We start from the raw sequence: 19037 nt of genomic DNA on the forward strand, positions 1-19037 counted from the left end.
CCGCTCGCGCCTGCGCTCAAGCGCGCGCGGGCGCGGGCCCGAGATGCGCCCACAGGAAGCCGAATTCCGCCGCATCGGATTCGGCACGCTCCAGATCGTCGGCGCTGCCGTGGCCGCCGTCGGTGTTCTCCCAGTACCACACCCGTTCGTGTCCGAGCGCATGCATGCGCGCGGCCATCTTGCGCGCATGCGCGGGATGCACGCGGTCGTCGCGGGTCGACGTCGTCAGCAGCAGCGGCGGATACGCAACGCCTTCGCGCACGCGGTGATACGGCGAGTAGGCGGCGAGCGCCGCGCCCTCGCGCGCATCGTCCGGATCGCCGTACTCGTCGAGCCATGCGGCGCCCGCGTGCAGCTTCGGATAGCGCCGCATGTCGAGCAACGGCACGCGGCACAGCACCGCGCCGAACAGTTCCGGGCGCTGCACCATGCATGCGCCGACCAGCAGCCCGCCGTTGCTGCCACCCTCGATGCCGAGTTGCGCGGCCGTCGTCACGCCGGTGCGGATCAGGTCCTCGGCCACCGCGATGAAGTCGTCGAACGAGCGCTGCCGATGCTCGCGTTGCGCGTCGACGTGCCAGCCCGGTCCGAATTCGCCGCCGCCGCGGATGTGCGCAAACGCCGCGACGCCGCCGCGTTCGAGCCATGCGATGCCGAGTGCATCGCTGTAGCCCGGCAGGTTCGGAATCGCGAAGCCGCCATAGCCTGACAGCAGGCACGGCCGCGCGACGCGGGCGCTGCCGTCGGGATGCGCCAGGCCATCGAGCGCATCACGCGGCCCGATCAGCGTGTACGGCACGGCCGTGCCGTCGCGCGAGCGGGCATTCGCGCGACGCACGACGAGCCCGGCCGCATCGAATCGCACCGGCGGCCGGTCGAGCAGCACGCGACGCGACGGCGCATCGACCGCGCGGTCGGCCAGATCGGCGAGCCAGCATTCGGGCGGATCGAGATAGGTGTCGACGTCCACGTACACGTCGTCGTTCAGCGTCGACTCGACCGGCTCGACGTCGATCTGCGCGTCGCCCGGCCATTCGAACGGCCGCGCGTGCCACGTCCACGCGCCGTCCTCACCCTGGCGCGGCTGCCACAGCATCGTGCGGTTGTGCACGTCGTCGAGCCAGCTCGCGATCAGCATCGTGCTCGTGTGCGTCCACGTGCACGCGGACGTCGTCGGTCGCGGCTCGAACAGCGTCGTGAGTTCGTGCGACCCGGCGAGGAACGCCTGCTCGCGGATCGCGAGCAGCGAGCCGCCCGCGTGACGCACGCCGCCGCAGTCCCAGTCGAGCCGCGGCTCCAGCATCAGCCAACCTTCCCAGAAACCGACCTCGACGTGCGTCGGCACGTCGTAGCGCGCCCACTCGCCCGCGTCGGTCAGCCGGTATGCATGCGCGTCGAAGAAATCGACGCTGCGCCACGCGACGTGGCGGCCGTCGATCGGATCGAACCCCGCGCCCGCGCTGATGTCGTCGGGTTCGCCGCGGAACACCACCGGCGCATCGGCGAGCGGCGTGCCGCGTACCCAGCGGCGCGCTTCGTACGGATAGCCGGCGGCGGTCGCATGCGCCTCGCCGCGATCCCAGCTCACGTAGACGGTATCGCGGTCGATCCAGCCTATCGTGTGATTCCCGGGCACGTCGATCGTGAAGCCGCCGTCGACGAAACGGCGCTGCACGAGGTCGAATTCGCGCACGACGACCGCGTCGGCGCCGCCCGGCGACAACGACAGCAGCGCGCGGTCGCCGTCCGGGTACAGGATCGCGTCCTGCTCGAACACCCACGACTCGCCCTCTTGCGCGCCGAGCGCGTCGACGTCGAGCAGCGTTTCCCACTCGGGCCGGCCCGCGCGCCAGTCGTCCCAGCGCGCGCGGCGCCACAGTCCCTTCGGATGGAGATCGTCCTGCCACAGGTCGTACGCCCAGTCGCGCCAGCGGGTCGGAATCACCGGGCGTTCGCGCGGCAGATACGCCTGCGCGAGCCGCGCGGTCAACGCGCGATACGCATCGTCGTCGCGCAGCGCGACCCGTGTGCGCGCGTTCTGCTCGTCGACCCACGCACGGGCACGCTTGCTGTCGAGCGCTTCGAGAAAACGGAAGGGATCGGCCCCGGTGGGCCAGCGGAAGGAATCGGACATGACGGGAGCGCACGTGACGGCAAACCGCGATTATGTCCGATCGCGGCATGCGCGACGCACGCGCATGCCGCGACAGAGGCTTTACGGCTCCAGATGCAGTTCCTGGATCTTGCGCGTGATCGTGTTGCGGCCGATGCCGAGCCGCTCTGCCGCCTCGACCTTGCGGCCGCGCGTGAAATCGAGCGCCTCGCGGATCACGGCCGCCTCGAAGCGGCGCGCGAGCTCGTCCATCACGTCGGCCGAATTCTCGCGCAACAGCCGCGCGACTTCCGTGCGCAGCCCGCTTTCCCACATCGGATAGCCGGCCGGTGCGCCATTCGGCGCGGCCGCGACGGGGGCTGCCGTCAACGGCGCTCCCGCCGCCGGCTGCACGCGCGCGATGTCGCCACCGCCCATGCCGGTGCCGGCGTGCGCATCCACGCCGTCGGCCGTCGCCGTCACCGGCGCGCCTGCCGGCACGAGGTCGGGCGGCAGGTCCTTGATCTCGACCGTCTGCGCGGGCGCCATCACGGTCAGCCAGTTCGCGAGATTCTCGAGCTGACGCACGTTGCCCGGAAACGTGAGCGACGTCAGATACGCGAGCGCTTCGTCGGACACGCGCTTCGGCTCGACGCCGAGATCGCGCGCGCTCTTCTGCAGGAAGTGGCGCGTGAGCAGCGCGATGTCCTCGCTGCGTTCGCGCAGCGGCGGCAGCCGCAGCCGGATCACGTTGAGCCGGTGGTAAAGGTCCTCGCGGAACAGCCCCTGCCGCACGCGCGACTCGAGATTCTGGTGCGTCGCGGCGATCACGCGCACGTTCGCGCGCAGCGGGTTGTGGCCGCCGACCCGATAGAACTGGCCGTCCGACAGCACGCGCAACAGGCGCGTCTGCAGGTCGAACGGCATGTCGCCGATTTCGTCGAGGAACAGCGTGCCGTTCTCGGCCTGCTCGAAGCGGCCCTGGCGCGTCGTCTGCGCGCCGGTGAACGCGCCGCGCTCGTGGCCGAACAGTTCGGATTCGAGCAGGTCCTTCGGAATCGCCGCGGTGTTCAGTGCGATGAACGGCCCGTTGGCCCGCGGGCTGTGACGGTGCAGCGCCCGCGCGACGAGCTCCTTGCCGGTGCCAGACTCGCCGGTGATCAGCACGGTCGCGGCCGAGTGCGACAGGCGGCCGATCGCGCGGAACATGTCCTGCATCGCGGGCGCCTGGCCGAGCATCTCGGGCGCTTCGGCCACACGCTCGTCCTGCGGCGCGCCGCCGCGCAGGCTCTCCTCGACCGCGCGGCGAATCAGCTCGACCGCCTTGTCGACGTCGAACGGCTTCGCGAGATATTCGAACGCGCCGCCCTGAAACGCCGCGACGGCGCTGTCGAGATCGGAGAACGCCGTCATGATGATGACGGGCAGGCCCGGCAGGCGCTCGTGCATCGCCTGCAACAGCTCGAGGCCGGAGCCGCCCGGCATCCGGATGTCGGACACGAGCACCTGCGGCGTCTCGTGGTCGAGCGCGGCCAGCGCGTCGCGCACGTTCGCGAAGCTCTTCGTCGCGAAGCTGTCCCGGGCGAGTGCCTTTTCGAGCACCCAGCGGATCGATTGATCGTCGTCTACTATCCAGATCGGCTTCATAGGTCGGTCAGGTATGGGTGAATCCGGTGAATCGCCATGCCGCCGCTCAATGATCGAGCGGCAGCAGGATCTGAAATTCGGTACGACCGGGCCGGCTCTCGACCTCGATCATCCCGTCGTGCTGCTGCACGAACGTCTGCGCGAGCGTGAGGCCGAGGCCGCTGCCGTCGTCGCGCCCGGACACGAGCGGGTAGAAGATCCGGTCGCGGATCTCCTCCGGAATGCCGGGCCCGTTGTCGACCACGTGCAAGTCCAGTGCCAGCCTGTACAGGCGCTTCGCGATCGTCACCTTGCGTGCGATACGCGTGCGCAGCTCGATCTTCGCGTCGCCCTGCGCGATCCGCTCGCGCAGCGCCTGCGCCGCGTTGCGCACGATGTTCAGCAGCGCCTGGATCAGCTGCTCCTTGTCGCCGCGCAAGTCCGGCACGCTCACGTCGTAGTCGCGCTCGATGGTGAGCCCGCGCGGAAATTCCGCGAGCATCACCGCGCGCACGCGTTCGCATACTTCATGAATGTTCACGTCGCCGACGATGTGCGGATGCCGATGCGGCTCCAGCAACCGGTCGACGAGCGTCTGCAGGCGGTCGGACTCCTTGATGATCACCTGCGTGTATTCGCGCAACTCGCCGCGCTCGCGCCCGCTCAGTTCGAATTCGAGCAGCTGGGCTGCACCGCGAATGCCGCCGAGCGGGTTCTTGATCTCGTGCGCGAGGTTGCGGATCAGTTGCTTGTTGACCGCGGTCAGGTCGTGGATGCGCTCCTCGCGATCGGTGCGCGACTGCCGTTCGTTCTCGAACAGCTCGACGAGCACGAAATCGGGCACGGTCTCGAGGAAGCCGACGATCGCATGCACGTGCAGCGGCTCGCGGCCGGGCCGGTCGAGCACGGTATCGAGATGCGTCGCGTGAAAGCGCTCCTGGCCGATCGCGGTGATCGTCGACGCGAGTTCGTTCGCATTGGGGAAAATCTCGCCCCACGGCCGCTGCGCGAGCTGCCGGCGCGAGATGTCGAGCATCGCCTCCGCGGACGGGTTCGCGAACGCGACCCGCAGCGTCTTGCGGTCGAGCACGATCACGGCCGTCGGCAGCGCTTCCAGCCCCGCAAGCAGGCCCGAGCGCGCGAGCCGCTCGTCTTCCGTCAGTCGCTCGGGCTGCCCCGTCTTCGCCTTGATGAGATTCTTCAGAGCCATCGTGCGTGTCGTCGCGCGTTACCGGGTCGGAAATTGGAAATTTTCGGAACAAAAAAGGGACGGCTGGACGCCGTCCCCCTTCAGACTCCGCGGTTCCCGCCGCAGGCCACGCGACGGGAACGAACCGGCATGACGGCGCTGAATCGAAGCGCCATCGCCGATTACAGCGAGTAGTACATCTCGAACTCGATCGGATGCGTCGTCATGCGGAACTTCGCCAGCTCCTGCTCCTTCAGCGCGAGGTACGCATCGATCATGCCGTCGGTGAACACGCCACCGCGCGTCAGGAACTCGCGATCCTTGTCGAGCGCTTCCAGTGCCTGGTCGAGGCCTGCGCAGACGGTCGGGATCTTTGCGTCCTCTTCCGGCGGCAGGTCGTACAGGTTCTTGTCGGCGGCTTCGCCCGGATGGATCTTGTTCTGGATCCCGTCGAGGCCGGCCATCATCAGCGCCGTGAAGCACAGGTACGGGTTCGCCATCGGATCCGGGAAGCGCGTTTCGATACGGCGACCCTTCGGGTTCGACACGTGCGGAATGCGGATCGATGCCGAACGGTTGCGCGCCGAGTACGCGAGCTTGACCGGTGCTTCGAAGTGCGGGACCAGACGCTTGTACGAGTTCGTCGTCGGGTTCGTGATCGCGTTCAGCGCACGGGCGTGCTTGATGATGCCGCCGATGTAGAACAGCGCCAGTTCCGACAGGCCCGCGTAGCCGTTACCCGCGAACAGGTTCTGGCCGTCCTTCCAGATCGACTGGTGAACGTGCATGCCCGAACCGTTGTCGCCGACGACCGGCTTCGGCATGAACGTCGCCGTCTTGCCGTACGAGTGCGCGACGTTGTGGATGATGTACTTCGACCATTGCGTCCAGTCGGCGCGCTGAACCAGCGTCGAGAACTTCGTGCCGATTTCGTTCTGGCCCTGGCCCGCCACTTCGTGGTGGTGCACTTCGACCGGGATGCCGAGCTGTTCGAGCAGCAGGCACATTTCCGAACGCATGTCCTGGAACGTGTCGACCGGCGCGACCGGGAAGTAGCCGCCCTTCGTGCCCGGACGGTGGCCCGTGTTGCCGCCTTCGAATTCCTTGGCCGACGACCACGGTGCTTCTTCCGAGTTGATCTTCACGAAGCAGCCCGACATGTCCGTGTTCCACTGGACCGAGTCGAAAATGAAGAATTCCGGTTCCGGACCGAAGTAGGCGGTGTCGCCGATGCCCGTGCTCTTCAGGTACGCTTCGCCGCGCTTCGCGAGCGAACGCGGGTCGCGCTCGTAGCCCTTGCCGTCGGCCGGCTCGACCACGTCGCAGGTCAGCACGAGGGTCGACTCTTCATAGAACGGGTCGACGAATGCGGCGCTCGGGTCCGGCATGAGCAGCATGTCCGACGCCTCGATGCCCTTCCAGCCGGCGATCGACGAGCCGTCGAATGCATGGCCGCTTTCGAACTTGTCTTCGTCAAACGCCGAAACCGGCACCGACACGTGCTGTTCCTTGCCGCGCGTATCCGTGAAGCGGAAATCGACAAACTTGACGTCCTCGTCCTTCACGAGCTGCATGACGTCGGCGACGGTTTTACTCATAACCTCTTCTCCTGATTGAACAATTCCGGCGGACTGGGAACCGCCTCGTTTATCGAGCTGCCCGGAGTCTGGCTTTGGCGCAGCGTGCCCCGGGTCGACCGAATTCTATATAGCAGCTTCCGTGCCAACCATCGCAAAACCGACGCGAATCACGCCGACCCGCGCCGTAGCGGGGCCCGGCTGCGCGATTCCGGGGCCGGGCCCCGCACCGGCGGCGGCGCCCCCGCACCGCAACGGTGCAATCCCGGGGAGGCGACGGCGTCGACGAATCTTTTTGGTGCATTCGTGCCATTCTGCACTCTTTTGGTGAGCGCGTGGGCGGTGCATGCGCCACCGGGCACGCGGACATCGGCGCGGCGGCGCCGCGCTAGAATGTTCGTTTGACCGATACGGAGACCTCCTGCCATGAGTACGCTCGACCAGCTTTACGCGAAGGCCGAAGAACGCCGCGCCCAAGGCGCGCTCAACTATGCCGGCGCCCTGCTGCCGGCCGAGGCATTCGAACTGCTGCAGCTCGACCCGTCGGCACGCCTCGTCGACGTGCGCACCCGCGCCGAGCTCGACTGGATCGGCCGCCCGCTCGTCGGCGACGGCCAGTACCTGCACCTCGAATGGACGCGCTATCCGGGCGGCGTGCCGAACGCCGAATTCATCGATCAACTGAAAGCGGCCCTCCCGGCCGATACGCCGATCCTGTTCCTGTGCCGCAGCGCCGCGCGTTCGAAGCTCGCCGCGGTCGCGTCGACGCAGGCCGGCTTCACGAAGGCCTTCGACCTGCTCGAAGGCTTCGAGGGCGGCAAGGATGCCGAAGGCCACCGCAAGACGGTCGACGGCTGGTGCTTCCGGAAACTGCCGTGGATCGGCGCCTGACGGCGCATCCGCCCAGGCACGCCCGACTGCCACATCGTCGAGCCGGGCGATGACATCCCGATGACGGGCCGCGTTGCGCGGCCCGTGGTTTTTGCGGGGCCGTGCCACGGCCCGCATGCGCGATCGCCGCGCGCGGCCTTCAGGCCTTCAGGCGCGCGGCGCCTCCGGTTCGACCACGTCGCCGCCGAGCAGGTGCACGCCTTCGCGCAGCTTCACGAACGCGGCCGCGACCGCCTCCGGCTCGCCCTTCACGCCGAGGTCGATATGCCGGCGCGCATAGATCCCGCCGCGCTCGGCATCGCCGACGCTCGGCAGGCTGAACACGCGCACGCTCGGGAAATCGCGCTCGATCTTCTCCATCAGCGGCGTGAGCGTCGACTCCGGCAGTTCGAACACGTACAGCGAGCGCTCCGCGTGCGGCGTCGCGTGATGGAGATGCCGGTACTTCGTGTCGAGCACCCATTCGATCATCGGCCACGCCATCACCGGGAAGCCCGGCACAAAATGGAGATCGCCGACCGAGAAACCGGGAATCCGGTTATAGCCGTTCGGGATGATCGTCGCGCCCGCCGGGAACACGCCCATGTTGAAGCGATGCTGGTTTTCCGGCGATTCGAAGTCGACCGGCGTGGCCGCATCGGTGTGCGTCTCGCGAATGCGCTCCGAGATCAGCGCCTTCGCTTCCGGATGCAGCACGAGCGGCACGCCGAGCGCGGCGGCCGCGCACTGGCGCGTGTGGTCGTCCGGCGTCGCGCCGATCCCGCCCGTGGAGAACACGATGTCGCCCGACGCGATCGCGCGCGCGAGCGTCGCGGTGATCCGCGCCGGATCGTCGCCGACGTATTCGGCCCAGTCGAGCGCGAGGCCGCGCGCGCCGAGCAGTTCGATGACCTTCGCCAGATGCTTGTCCTGCCGGCGGCCCGAAAGGATTTCGTCGCCGATGATGATGATGCCGATGCTCATGCCTGCCCCATGTCGATTGCGGTGGCGCGCGAACTCGCACGCAGGTCGTCCAGCGCGCGCAGGCAATAGTGCCCGAACCACAGCGCCGAGAAGACGAGGATGAAAGCGTAAACCCAGATCATGGCCGCCGCCACGAACGGAAACAGCACCATCATCCAGACCGACGACACCCACACGAAGGTCGGCACGGTGCCGAGCAGCCCGGTCGCGACGCCGATGCCGATCAGCGGCCAGCGATGCTGGCGCACGAGCGCGCGGCGTTCGTCGCGGCTCGCGTGCTGCGCGAGCGCGTCGTAGGTCATCACGCGGTACGTGAGCCAGCCCCAGATCACCGGCGGCAACAACGCGAAGAACGGCGGGATCAGCCACAGCGGAATCGTGACGACGAGCAGCACGACGCCCACGATCGCCGCGCCGAGCGAATTGAACACGCTGCCGAAGAACGTGCCGCCCCGCTTCGCCTCCAGCGCGGCGAACTGCCGGTTGGACAGGTGCCTGATCACGACCGGCATCGAGATCGTCGCGATCAGCAGCAGCACGGTCAGCACGATCAGCGGAATCGCGAGCGACACGACGACGAACGGCGCGACGACCGCATGCAGCTGCGACATCCCGAGCGCGTCGAACGCGCGGTACAGCGCCGCGGTCAGCACGAAGCCGTCGAGCGCGCCGCGCGCGGCGTCGATCAGCGTCTGCCACGAGAACCACAGCACGACGCCCCACAGCAGCGCGGAGACGACGAACGGCATCAGGGTGAGCCACAGCATGCGCGGGTGCAGCGCGCTGGCGAACGCCCGGACGAAGGAGCGCAGCAAGTCGTTCATGCGAACCTGTATCGACGATGAAAAACGGGAAAAGGATAAACCACACGGCCCGCAGGCGCCAAAGCGCATGCGGGCCGTGCGGGAAAGCCGTTCAACGGGAAAGTGACGCGCTCAGGCCGACGCCGCGCCGCGCTTCGCGGGAAAGAGGCGCCGGAAGATCCGCACGAACGCGAGGCCGTGCTGCGCCCAGAAGCCTTCGCCGTAGGACACGCCTTCGACCTGCTCGCGGATGCCGGTCGGCTCGACCGTGCGGTTCCACGACGCGGTGCCGAACATCATGTCCCACCACGGGAACAGCACGCCGAAGTTGCAGCCGTACTTGGTGCCTTCGTGACCGTAGCCGACCGCGTGGTGGCGCCGGTGGAAGGTCGGGCTCACGAGCAGGCGCTCGCCGAGCCAGCCGAACGACAGCCGCGCATTCGTATGCTGGATGCTCTGCACGAAGTTCGTGACCGCGGTCAGCACGACGAACTGCGACGGCGTCACGCCGATCACGAGCGCGATCGCCGCGAAGAAACACGATTGCAGCACATTGTCGAGCAGGTGGTTGCGGTCGTCGCACCACAACGACATCTGCCGCTGGCTGTGATGCACCGCGTGCAGCTCCCACCAGATGCCGAACTTGTGCTGCCAGCGGTGATACCAGTAGCCGGCGAAGTCGAGCACGACGAGGTAGATCGCGAACGCGACGATCGGCCGCGAGGTCACGCCCGGCCACAGATAATCGAGGTTGACGTTCGCAACGCCGTGCAGGCGCAGCCACGCCTGGAGGCGGTCGAACACCGGCTGCAGCGCGAAGAAGAAGAATAGCGTGTAGATGCCGAGCTTCGAGATCGCGGTATAGATCACGTCGACCCGCACCGCGCGGCGGTTCTTCCAGCGCTCGACGGGCGCGAGCGCCTCGAGCGGGCGCAGCAGCGCGAACATCAGCACCATCTGGAGCGCGCCGATGATCACCCAGTACAGCGCGTCGTAGGTGTCCTCGTCATAGTCCATCAGGTTGAACTTGAAGAGGAGCGGCTGCACGACGTCGACGTACAGCCAGGTCTGGATGTCCGACACGAACGCATCGATCAGGTGCAGCATCGTCCGCCTCCGCCCGTCACGCGCCGTTCGCAGCCTTCCACGGCGCGCGGTCGTAGAAGTAGATGCCGTGCGGCGAACGGCCGACGGAGATCGTCTGCACCAGCTTGCGCGAGGCCAGGTCGATGATCCCGACCTTCTTCGCGAAGCGGAACGTCACCCACAGCGTCTTCTTGTCGGCGGACAGCTCCATGTCGTCCGGGCCCGGCAGCAGGCCGGTGATGTCGCCGACCTTGGTGAGCGTGTTCTCGTCGATGATGCTGATCGTGTTCGCGACCCGGTTCGTGATCGCGACGTGCGTGCCGTCCGCGAGCGAGCGGAAGTTGTGCGCGCCCTTGCCGGTCTGGATGGTCTTCACGACCTTCTGATTGCGCCAGTCGACGACCGCGACGTAATCGGCGCCCGTCATGCCGACCAGCAGGTACTTGTCGTCCGGCGTCATCCACAGGCCCGCCGGCACGTTGCCGACCGGCATCTTCCACTTGACCGTCTGCGTCGCGAGGTCGACCGCCGCGATCTCGCCGGACACCTGCAGCGACACGAGCACGGTCTTGCTGTCCTTCGTGAACGCGATGTGACTCGGCATCACCGCGAGCGGCAAGCGCTTCACGAGATGCAGGTCGCGGCCGTCGTAGCTGTAGATGTCGAGCCGGTCGAGGCGCAGCCCGGTCGACACGAACCACTTGTTGTCGGGCGAGAAGCCGAGCTGGTACGGATCCTCGATGCCTTCGACCGTGCGCTGCAGCTTGCCCGTCTTCGGATCGACGAACATCAGGCTGTTCGAGACCGAATTCGCGACGATCAGCGACGAATTGTCCGGCGTCGCCATCAGGTGGTGCGGCTCCTTGCCGGTCGGCATCGTGCCGACGACCTGGCGGGTCTGCTGGTCGATCAGGGAAAGCGTCGCTTCGGCCGAATTGAGGATGATCACGTTATTCGCGTGCGCGGCAGGCGCCAGCACGGCGGCGGCCAGCGCAAGCGTGCGGCCGAAGGAAAGGAAAGTGCGCATGAAGACTCACGTCGTGGAACAGCAGTGATTGTAAAACGCTCGACCGGCCCTGCCGGTTGACGGAAGTCGGCCCTGCGCCACTTCGACGCACGCCGCGGCCGCCGTGCGGCCCGCCGCGGCAGGCGCCGCGCGGCCTGCCGGGCCGGCCGCCGGCGCGGACCCGGACAACCGCCGTTGCGCTAGCGCTGCATCGACTCCCAGACCTTGTGCAGACGCTTGACAGAGACAGGCATCGGCGTGCGCAGTTCCTGCGCGAACAGCGAAATGCGCAGTTCCTCCAGCAGCCAGCGGAATTCCGCGAGCCGCGGGTCGGCGACGCCGCCGCGCTGCGACACCGCGCGCTGGTACTGCTGGACGAGCGGCAGCAGCTCGCCGGACTGCTTCGCGTCGCGCGCCGGGTCGGCCTTCAGCTTGTCGATCCGCAGCGCGATGCCTTTCAGGTAGCGCGGGAAGTGTGCAAGCTGCACGTAAGGCGTGTCGATCACGAAGCGCTTGCCGACCAGCGCGGCGAGCTGCTGCTGCAGATCCGCGTGGGCCTGTGCGAACGGCTTCGCCTGCGCGAGCTTCTTCGCGAGCCCCGCGTATTCGGCGAGGATCTGCCCGACGAGCCGCGCGATCTCCTGCGCGAGCAGGTTCAGGCGGCTGCGGCCTTCGTCGCGACGCGCGTGGAAGCTCGCGTCGTCGTCGGGCAGCGGATCCTGCAGGCACGCGCGGTCGAGCGCCGTGTCGATCAGCTGGTCGCGCAGCTCGTCCTGCGTGCCGAGCGACATGTACTGCATCGCCATCTCGCGCAGCCCCGGCAGGTTCTTCTCGAGGAACTTGATCGGCTCCTTCAGCTGCAGCGCGAACAGCCGCCGCAAGCCGGCCCGGTGGATCCGCGCGGCCTCCTCCGGCGAGTCGAACACCTCGACGTCGCAATGCGTGCCGCGATCGACGAGCGCCGGATAGCCGTACAGCGTCTGGCCGCGCCGGCGGATCTCCAGCAGCTCGGGGAGCTTGCCGAAGTTCCACGTCGTCAGGTTCTCGTACAGCGCGGTCGCGCCGGCTTCCGCCGGGGCGCCCGTGTGCGGTGCGACGCCCTTGCCCGGCTTGCCGCCCTTCGCCGTCGAAGCCGCGGAACCCGCCGTGGCCGCCGGCGCCGGCGTGGCGCCTGCGTCGTCCGCGCCGGCTTCGCCGCCGGGCGCGATCGTCGACGCCGCCGCGATCTTCTGGAACTGCTGCTGCGCCTGCGCGCCGAGTTCCTGGCGCAGTTGCGCGAGATTGCGCCCCATCGCGAGCTGGCGGCCGTGCTCGTCGATCACCTTGAAGTTCATGAACAGGTGAGCGGGCAGCGTCTCGAGCTTGAAGTCGGCCGTCTTCATCGCGACCTGCGTCTCGCCGCGCACGTCGGCGATCAGCGCCTCGACGAGGCCGCCCGCGCCGAAGCGCTCGCGGCCCGTGCGCTCGACGAAGCCGGCCGCGTACTCGGGCAGCGGCACGCAATGCCGGCGCAGCTTCTGCGGCAGCGACTTCAGCAGCAGCTGCACCTTTTCCTTCAGCATCCCCGGCACGAGCCATTCGCAGCGGCGCGCGTCGACCTGGTTCAGCGCGTACAGCGGCACCGCGAGCGTCACGCCGTCGCGCGGCGTGCCGGGTTCGAAGTGGTAGGTCAGCGCCATCTCGACGCCGGCCATCGTCGCGCGCTTCGGAAACAGCTCGGTCGTGACGCCCGCCGCCTCGTGGCGCATCAGGTCGTCGCGCGACAGGTACAGCAGGCGCTGCTTGTCCTCCGCCTGGCCGCCCTTCTTCACTTCATCCCGATACCAGCGCTCGAACGCGACGCCCGTGTGAATTCCTTCCGGAATCGCCTGGTCGTAGTACGCGTAGATCAGCTCGTCGTCGACCAGCACGTCCTGGCGGCGCGACTTGTGCTCGAGCTGCTCGATGTCGGCGAGCAGCTTGCGGTTGTGCGCGAAAAACGGCAGCTTCGTGTCGAATTCGCCTTCGACCAGCGCGCCGCGGATGAACAGCTCGCGCGCCCGCGCCGGGTCCTGCTTGCCGAACGCGACGCGCCGGCGGTGGTAGATCGGCAGCCCGTACAGCGTCGCGCGCTCGAACGCGCTGACCTGCGCGGGACGCTTTTCCCAATGCGGCTCCGACAGCGATTTCTTCAGCAGGTGCGCGCCGATCTTCTCGACCCACTCCGGCTCGATCTTCGCGAGGCAGCGCGCGTACAGCCGGCTCGTCTCGACGAGTTCGGCCGCCATCACCCAGCGGCCGGCCTTCTTCGCGAGCGCGGAGCCCGGCCACAGGTAGAACTTGATCCCGCGTGCGCCGAGGTAGTGCGGATCGTCGTCGGCCTTCATGCCGAGGTTGCCGAGCAGGCCCGTCAACAGGGCCAGATGCACCTGCTCGTAGGTCGCCTCGACCTCGTTGAGGCGCCAGCCGTGTTCGCGCACGACCGTCAGCAGCTGCGAATGGACGTCGCGCCATTCGCGCAGCCGCAGGTGCGACAGGAAATTCTGCCGGCACGCGTCGATCAGCTGGCGGTTCGACTTCTTGTGCGCGACGGCCTCTTCGAACCACGCCCAGATCTTCAGCCACTGCAGGAATTCGGAGCGCTCGTCGGCGAACCGGCGGTGCGCCTGGTCGGCCTGCTCCTGCGCTTCGATCGGCCGGTCGCGCGGGTCCTGCACGGACAGCGCGCTCGCGATGATCAGCACCTCGCGCAGCGACTGCTGGTCGCGCGCGGCGAGAATCATCCGGCCGACGCGCGGATCGAGCGGCAGCCGCGCGAGTTCGCGGCCGAGCGGCGTCAGTGCGTTGTCGTCGTCGACCGCGCCGAGTTCGTTGAGCAGCTGGTAGCCGTCCGCGATCGCGCGGCCGGGCGGCGGCTCGAGGAACGGGAACGATTCGATCGCCGTCAGGTGCAGCGATTTCATCCGCAGGATCACCGACGCGAGCGACGAGCGCAGGATTTCCGGATCGGTGAAGCGCGCGCGCGCCTGGTAGTCGCTTTCCTCGTACAAGCGGATGCAGACGCCGTCGGCCACCCGGCCGCAGCGGCCCGCGCGCTGGTTCGCGGCGGCCTGCGAGATCGACTCGACCTGGAGCTGCTCGACCTTGTTCCGGTACGAATAGCGCTTCACGCGCGCGAGGCCGGTGTCGACGACGTAGCGGATGCCCGGCACCGTCAGCGAGGTTTCGGCCACGTTGGTCGCGAGCACGATGCGGCGCGCGTTCGACGCCTTGAACACCTTGTCCTGATCGGCCGCCGACAGCCGCGCGAACAGCGGCAGGATCTCGGTGTGCGGCGGATGGTGCTTGCGCAGCGCCTCGGCCGCCTCGCGGATCTCGCGCTCGCCGGGCAGGAACACCAGCACGTCGCCGGGGCCTTCGCGGCACAGTTCGTCGACCGCGTCGACGATAGCGTCCATCAGGTCGCGCTCGGCCTCGCGCGCGGTCTTCACGCGGTCGCGCCCGCCGGTGCCTTCTGCGTTCTTTACCGCCGGGCGGTCCTCGGCCACCGGCCGGTAGCGCATCTCGACCGGGTACAGCCGCCCGCTCACCTCGATCACGGGTGCCGGGCGCTCGTCGGTGCCGAAATGGCGCGCGAAGCGGTCGGCGTCGATCGTCGCGGACGTGACGATCAGCTTCAGGTCCGGCCGCCGCGGCAGGATCTCCTTCAGGTAGCCGAGCAGGAAGTCGATGTTCAGGCTGCGTTCGTGCGCCTCGTCGATGATCAGCGTGTCGTACGCCTTCAGCAGCGGATCGGTCTGCGTCTCGGCGAGCAGGATACCGTCCGTCATCAGCTTGACGGACGCGCCCGGCGCGAGATTGTCGGTGAAGCGCACCTTGTAGCCGACCACCTCGCCGAACGGCGTGCCGAGTTCCTCGGCGATCCGGCGGCCGGTCGACGATGCGGCCAGGCGCCGCGGCTGCGTATGGCCGATCAGGCCCGTGCCGCCGGCGCCGAGGCCACGGCCGAGATCGAGGCAGATCTTCGGCAGCTGCGTGGTCTTGCCCGAACCCGTCTCGCCGCAGACGATGACAACCTGATGACCGGCGATCGCGCGCGCGATTTCGTCGCGCTTGCCCGACACCGGCAGGCTTTCGGGGTAAGTGATCGGCGGAACGGGATTCGGCGCGACGGTGGTGCGCGGCGCACGCTCGCGGCGCGGAGCGCGCTCGCCGGCGCCCCGCGGTGCGCCCTTCGCGGACGGCTGGCGCGTATCGCCACGCCGTTCGTCGCCGCGCGGCGCGTGGGCCGGCTTGCCCGCCGGCTTTTCCTGCTGCTGGCGCGCGTCGGCCGCACCATCCGGGTGCTTCGCCGACGGCGCTTTGGCCCGCGTCGGCGCGGGACTTTTAGGTACATTCGACATGGGGGCGCATTATAATCCCGCCCATGAATTCCCAAACCGACCTCCCTCCCGCCCAGACCGGCGCCGCGACGCCGCCGGCCGCCGACGATTCGGCCGCCAGCCACGCGCAGTTCGTCGACTGGATGCGTTCCGTCGCGCCCTATATCCACAAGTTCCGCAACAGCACGTTCGTCGTGGGGTTCGGCGGCGAGGTGGTGCAGCAGGGGCTGTTGAACGCGCTCGTGTCCGACATCGCGCTCCTGCAGGCGATGGGCATCCAGATCGTGCTGGTGCACGGCTCACGGCCGCAGGTCGAGGAGCAGCTGAGCCTGCATGGTGTCGAATCCGAGTTTTCGCACGGGCTGCGCATCACCGATGCGCGCGCGCTCGAATCCGCGAAGGAAGCGGCCGGCGAAGTGCGTCTCGACATCGAGGCCGCGATCAGCCAGGGTCTGCCGAACTCGCCGATGGCGCACGCGCACATCAGCGTCGTGTCCGGCAACTTCGTGACCGCCCGGCCGGTGGGGATTCTCGACGGGGTCGATTTCGCGCACACGGGCATCGTGCGCAAGATCGACGCCGAATCGATCCGTCATTCGCTCGCGAGCCGCAAGCTCGTGCTGCTGTCGCCGCTCGGCTTCTCGCCGACCGGCGAGGCGTTCAATCTGTCGATGGAAGACGTCGCATCGGCCGCCGCGATCGCGCTGCGCGCCGACAAGATCATCTTCCTGACCGAAGCGCCCGGCATCGTCGACGACGAAGGCGGGCTGATCCGCGAAATGTCGCTCGACGCGGCCGCCGAGCTGCTCGATTCGGGCAACATCCAGGGCGACGACGCGTTCTTCCTGAAGCACTCGATCCGCGCGTGCCGCGGCGGCGTGACCCGGGCCCACCTGATTCCGCAGTCGCTCGACGGCAGCATGCTGCTCGAACTGTTCCTGCACGACGGCGTCGGCACGATGATCTCGTACGAGAACCTCGAGAGCCTGCGCGAAGCGACGCCGGACGACGTCGGCGGCATCCTGTCGCTGATCGAGCCGCTCGAGTCGGACGGCACGCTGGTGCGGCGCGGCCGCCACCAGATCGAACGCGACATCGACCACTTCTCGGTGATCGAGCACGATGGCGTGCTGTTCGGCTGCGCGGCGCTGTATCCGTACCAGCAGGAAAAGATCGGCGAGATGGCGTGCCTGACGGTCGCGCCGGAAGCGCAGGGCTCGGGCGACGGCGAACGCCTGCTCAAGCGCATCGAGCAGCGCGCCCGCGCGCGCGGCCTCACGCACATCTTCGTGCTCACGACGCGCACCGAGCACTGGTTCCTCAAGCGCGGCTTCGTCAAGGTCAGCGTCGACGACCTGCCGGAAGACCGCCGCAAACTCTACAACTGGCAGCGCAAGTCGCTCGTGCTGATGAAGCAGCTCTGAGCGCAGGCACGACTGCCCTCCCCCAGACCGATTACAGGAGAAGTACACGATGGCTCGAATGATCCAATGCGCGAAGCTCGGCAAGGAAGCCGAGGGTCTCGATTTCCCGCCGCTGCCGGGCGAACTCGGCAAGCGCATCTACGAAAGCGTGTCGAAGGAAGCGTGGCAAGGCTGGCTCAAGCAGCAGACGATGCTGATCAACGAGAACCGCCTGAACATGGCCGACCCGCGCGCGCGCCAGTACCTGATGAAGCAGACCGAGAAGTATTTCTTCGGCGACGGCGCCGACCAGGCGTCCGGCTACGTGCCGCCGACGGAAGGCTGAGCACCCCGCATCGCGATGGCCGGCCGTGCCGGCCTCGTCGCGAAGTGAAGCAACCGCCAGGCAAACGGCACCGTGGATCGCACGGTGCCGTTTGCTTTTGGGACGCGTGATTTGGCGCGAGTCGAGGCCATGCGGCGCGCGATCCGTCCGGCGCGCGATGTCGCCGGAGCGGCGAATTACCGCCTCACCGCCTCACCGCATTACCGCGTTACCGCGTTACCGAATCGCCAGCGTGCCGAATCACGCCGGCCTCCCCGTCTCACCCCGCCGGTTTCAACGCGCCGCGCTCGCCTGGCTGCGTGGTCTCGCCGGCCGGACTTTCAGCGCTCGCACTTTCGGCGCCCCACTCGGCCGCATCGCTGCGCTCGGCCGTCGACAGCTCGTCCGCGCGGTAGCCGGTGCGATTCAGCAGCGCGAGCATGCACGCGAGCGACACGAGCGCGTACAGCCCCGACGCGATCGCGACGCCGACGATGCTGCCGGTCGCGTTCAGGATCGCCTGCGCGAGCACCGGCGTGCCGCCGCCGACGACGAGGGCGCTCAGCTGGTACGCGAGCGACAGGCCCGTATAGCGGATGTTGGCCGGAAACACGCGCGCGAGCACGCCGCCGACCGCACCGTAGAACATCGCCGACGGAATCGTCGAGATGCACATGCCCGCGACGGCGACCCAGTACGAGCGCGTCGCGAGCGCATGGAACATCACCGGCATCAGCACGATCTCCGGAATCAGGATCCAGCACATCGCGCGCCGCATGTCGACCTTCGACACGAACCACGCGCCGACCGGCTGCATCAGGAACTGCACGACGAGCGAGATCGACAGGATGCCGAGGAACGTGCCCTGCGCATAACCGAGCTCCTTGGTCGCCCACGACAGCGCGAACGTGCTGCGAAAGTACGTGACGTGGATCACCGGCAGCGTGCCGGCCGCGAGCAGCACGACGGGCCAGTGGTCGCGCACGACGTCGCGCAGCGGCAGCTTCACCGTGCGCTTGCGCGCGAGCACGCGCTGCATGTCGATCGATTCCTCGAGCCGCAGCCGGATCACCATCCCGATGATCACGAGCACCGCCGACAGCAAAAACGGAATGCGCCAGCCCCACATCAGGAACGACGGCGTCGGCAGCGCGCTCAGCGCGAAGAAGGCAGCGGTGGCGAGCAGGTTGCCGGTGGGCGAACCCTGCTGCGCGAACGCCGCATACAGGATGCTGCGATGCTTCGGCGCGTTCTCGCTCGCGATCAGCACCGCGCCGCCCCACTCGCCGCCGACCGCGATGCCCTGCAGCACGCGCAGCACGACGAGGCCCGCGGGCGCCCACACGCCGATCGACGCATAGCCGGGCAACAGGCCGATGCCGGTCGTGGCAAGCCCCATCATCACCAGCGTGATCACGAGCGCGGTCTTGCGGCCGACGCGATCGCCGAGATGCCCGAACACGATGCCGCCGAGCGGCCGCGCGGCGAAGCCGGCCCAGAACGTGACGAACGCAAGGAGCGTCGCGACGCCGGGATTCATCGTGCTCGAAAAGAACACCTTGCCGAATACGAGCGCGGCGGCGGTGCCGTAGATGTAGAAGTCGTACCACTCGATCGTGGTGCCGACGAACGCCGCGAGGGCGGCACGGCCGGGCCGCGGCTGCGCGGCGGACGGGGATTGCGGACGGCTCATCGATGTCTCCATGTTTGTGATC

At 68.1% G+C, this 19037-nt stretch carries 13 protein-coding genes; 3 read left to right on the plus strand and 10 right to left on the minus strand.

The annotated features are described in order from the left end of the window. Positions 1-16: 16 nt before the first annotated feature. From DIE12_RS23670 to glnA, 4 genes are all read right to left on the minus strand, one after another. The gene (locus DIE12_RS23670) at positions 17-2134 is read right to left on the minus strand and encodes a prolyl oligopeptidase family protein (RefSeq protein ID WP_124522163.1); all 2118 of its coding nucleotides are present in this window, start codon (positions 2132-2134) and stop codon (positions 17-19) included. 81 nt (positions 2135-2215) lie between these two features. Continuing rightward, entirely contained in the window at positions 2216-3739 is a 1524-nt protein-coding gene (gene ntrC, locus DIE12_RS23675; RefSeq protein ID WP_124488324.1) for a nitrogen regulation protein NR(I), read from the minus strand. 46 nt (positions 3740-3785) lie between these two features. Further along, entirely contained in the window at positions 3786-4928 is a 1143-nt protein-coding gene (glnL, locus tag DIE12_RS23680; protein ID WP_044849106.1) for a nitrogen regulation protein NR(II), read from the minus strand. Between the two features lie 161 nt (positions 4929-5089). Beyond that, positions 5090-6505, minus strand: a complete 1416-nt coding sequence (glnA, locus tag DIE12_RS23685) for a type I glutamate--ammonia ligase (protein WP_044849105.1) — start codon at positions 6503-6505, stop codon at positions 5090-5092. A gap of 405 nt (positions 6506-6910) precedes the next feature. Between glnA and DIE12_RS23690 the strand changes: the two genes are divergently transcribed. Continuing rightward, positions 6911-7375 (plus strand): rhodanese-like domain-containing protein, encoded by a 465-nt coding sequence (locus tag DIE12_RS23690; RefSeq protein ID WP_044849104.1) that lies wholly within the window; start codon positions 6911-6913, stop codon positions 7373-7375. 147 nt (positions 7376-7522) lie between these two features. On the opposite strand, the gene DIE12_RS23695 is transcribed toward DIE12_RS23690, so the two are convergent. The 5 genes from DIE12_RS23695 to hrpA form a co-directional block, all read right to left on the minus strand. Continuing rightward, a complete protein-coding gene (locus DIE12_RS23695; RefSeq protein WP_044849103.1) occupies positions 7523-8338 on the minus strand; it encodes a molybdopterin-binding protein in 816 nt (271 codons plus the stop codon). Then, positions 8335-9162, minus strand: coding sequence for an EI24 domain-containing protein (locus DIE12_RS23700; protein WP_044849102.1), 828 nt, complete (start codon positions 9160-9162; stop codon positions 8335-8337). The genes DIE12_RS23695 and DIE12_RS23700 overlap by 4 nt, the downstream gene beginning before the upstream one ends. A gap of 111 nt (positions 9163-9273) precedes the next feature. Continuing rightward, the gene (locus DIE12_RS23705) at positions 9274-10248 is read right to left on the minus strand and encodes a sterol desaturase family protein (protein WP_124488325.1); all 975 of its coding nucleotides are present in this window, start codon (positions 10246-10248) and stop codon (positions 9274-9276) included. 16 nt (positions 10249-10264) lie between these two features. Beyond that, positions 10265-11254 (minus strand): beta-propeller fold lactonase family protein, encoded by a 990-nt coding sequence (locus DIE12_RS23710; RefSeq protein ID WP_044847670.1) that lies wholly within the window; start codon positions 11252-11254, stop codon positions 10265-10267. A gap of 179 nt (positions 11255-11433) precedes the next feature. After that, positions 11434-15615, minus strand: a complete 4182-nt coding sequence (hrpA, locus tag DIE12_RS23715; protein WP_124522164.1) for an ATP-dependent RNA helicase HrpA — start codon at positions 15613-15615, stop codon at positions 11434-11436. 23 nt (positions 15616-15638) lie between these two features. On the opposite strand from hrpA, the gene argA reads away from it, so the two are divergent. Next, positions 15639-17018, plus strand: coding sequence for an amino-acid N-acetyltransferase (gene argA, locus DIE12_RS23720; RefSeq protein ID WP_044847668.1), 1380 nt, complete (start codon positions 15639-15641; stop codon positions 17016-17018). A 49-nt stretch (positions 17019-17067) separates the two neighbouring features. Then, a complete protein-coding gene (locus tag DIE12_RS23725; RefSeq protein WP_006478357.1) occupies positions 17068-17343 on the plus strand; it encodes an oxidative damage protection protein in 276 nt (91 codons plus the stop codon). 259 nt (positions 17344-17602) lie between these two features. Here DIE12_RS23725 and DIE12_RS23730 read toward each other — a convergent pair whose 3' ends face one another. Next, complete coding sequence (locus tag DIE12_RS23730; RefSeq protein ID WP_124522166.1) at positions 17603-19015, minus strand: MFS transporter; 1413 nt, start codon at positions 19013-19015, stop codon at positions 17603-17605. Positions 19016-19037 lie beyond the last annotated feature (22 nt).

Origin of the sequence: Burkholderia sp. Bp9015, from assembly GCF_003853505.1 — a bacterium.
Classification (GTDB): Bacteria; Pseudomonadota; Gammaproteobacteria; order Burkholderiales; family Burkholderiaceae; genus Burkholderia.

Coding starts and splice junctions, on each gene's coding strand:
- DIE12_RS23690 (WP_044849104.1), top strand. CDS start 6,911: ATGAGTACGCTCGACCAGCTTTACGCGAAGGCCGAAGAACGCCGCGCC.
- DIE12_RS23705 (WP_124488325.1), bottom strand. CDS start 10,248: ATGCTGCACCTGATCGATGCGTTCGTGTCGGACATCCAGACCTGGCTG.
- glnA (WP_044849105.1), bottom strand. CDS start 6,505: ATGAGTAAAACCGTCGCCGACGTCATGCAGCTCGTGAAGGACGAGGAC.
- hrpA (WP_124522164.1), bottom strand. CDS start 15,615: ATGTCGAATGTACCTAAAAGTCCCGCGCCGACGCGGGCCAAAGCGCCG.
- DIE12_RS23670 (WP_124522163.1), bottom strand. CDS start 2,134: ATGTCCGATTCCTTCCGCTGGCCCACCGGGGCCGATCCCTTCCGTTTT.
- argA (WP_044847668.1), top strand. CDS start 15,639: ATGAATTCCCAAACCGACCTCCCTCCCGCCCAGACCGGCGCCGCGACG.
- DIE12_RS23730 (WP_124522166.1), bottom strand. CDS start 19,015: ATGAGCCGTCCGCAATCCCCGTCCGCCGCGCAGCCGCGGCCCGGCCGT.
- glnL (WP_044849106.1), bottom strand. CDS start 4,928: ATGGCTCTGAAGAATCTCATCAAGGCGAAGACGGGGCAGCCCGAGCGA.
- DIE12_RS23700 (WP_044849102.1), bottom strand. CDS start 9,162: ATGAACGACTTGCTGCGCTCCTTCGTCCGGGCGTTCGCCAGCGCGCTG.
- DIE12_RS23725 (WP_006478357.1), top strand. CDS start 17,068: ATGGCTCGAATGATCCAATGCGCGAAGCTCGGCAAGGAAGCCGAGGGT.
- ntrC (WP_124488324.1), bottom strand. CDS start 3,739: ATGAAGCCGATCTGGATAGTAGACGACGATCAATCGATCCGCTGGGTG.
- DIE12_RS23695 (WP_044849103.1), bottom strand. CDS start 8,338: ATGAGCATCGGCATCATCATCATCGGCGACGAAATCCTTTCGGGCCGC.
- DIE12_RS23710 (WP_044847670.1), bottom strand. CDS start 11,254: ATGCGCACTTTCCTTTCCTTCGGCCGCACGCTTGCGCTGGCCGCCGCC.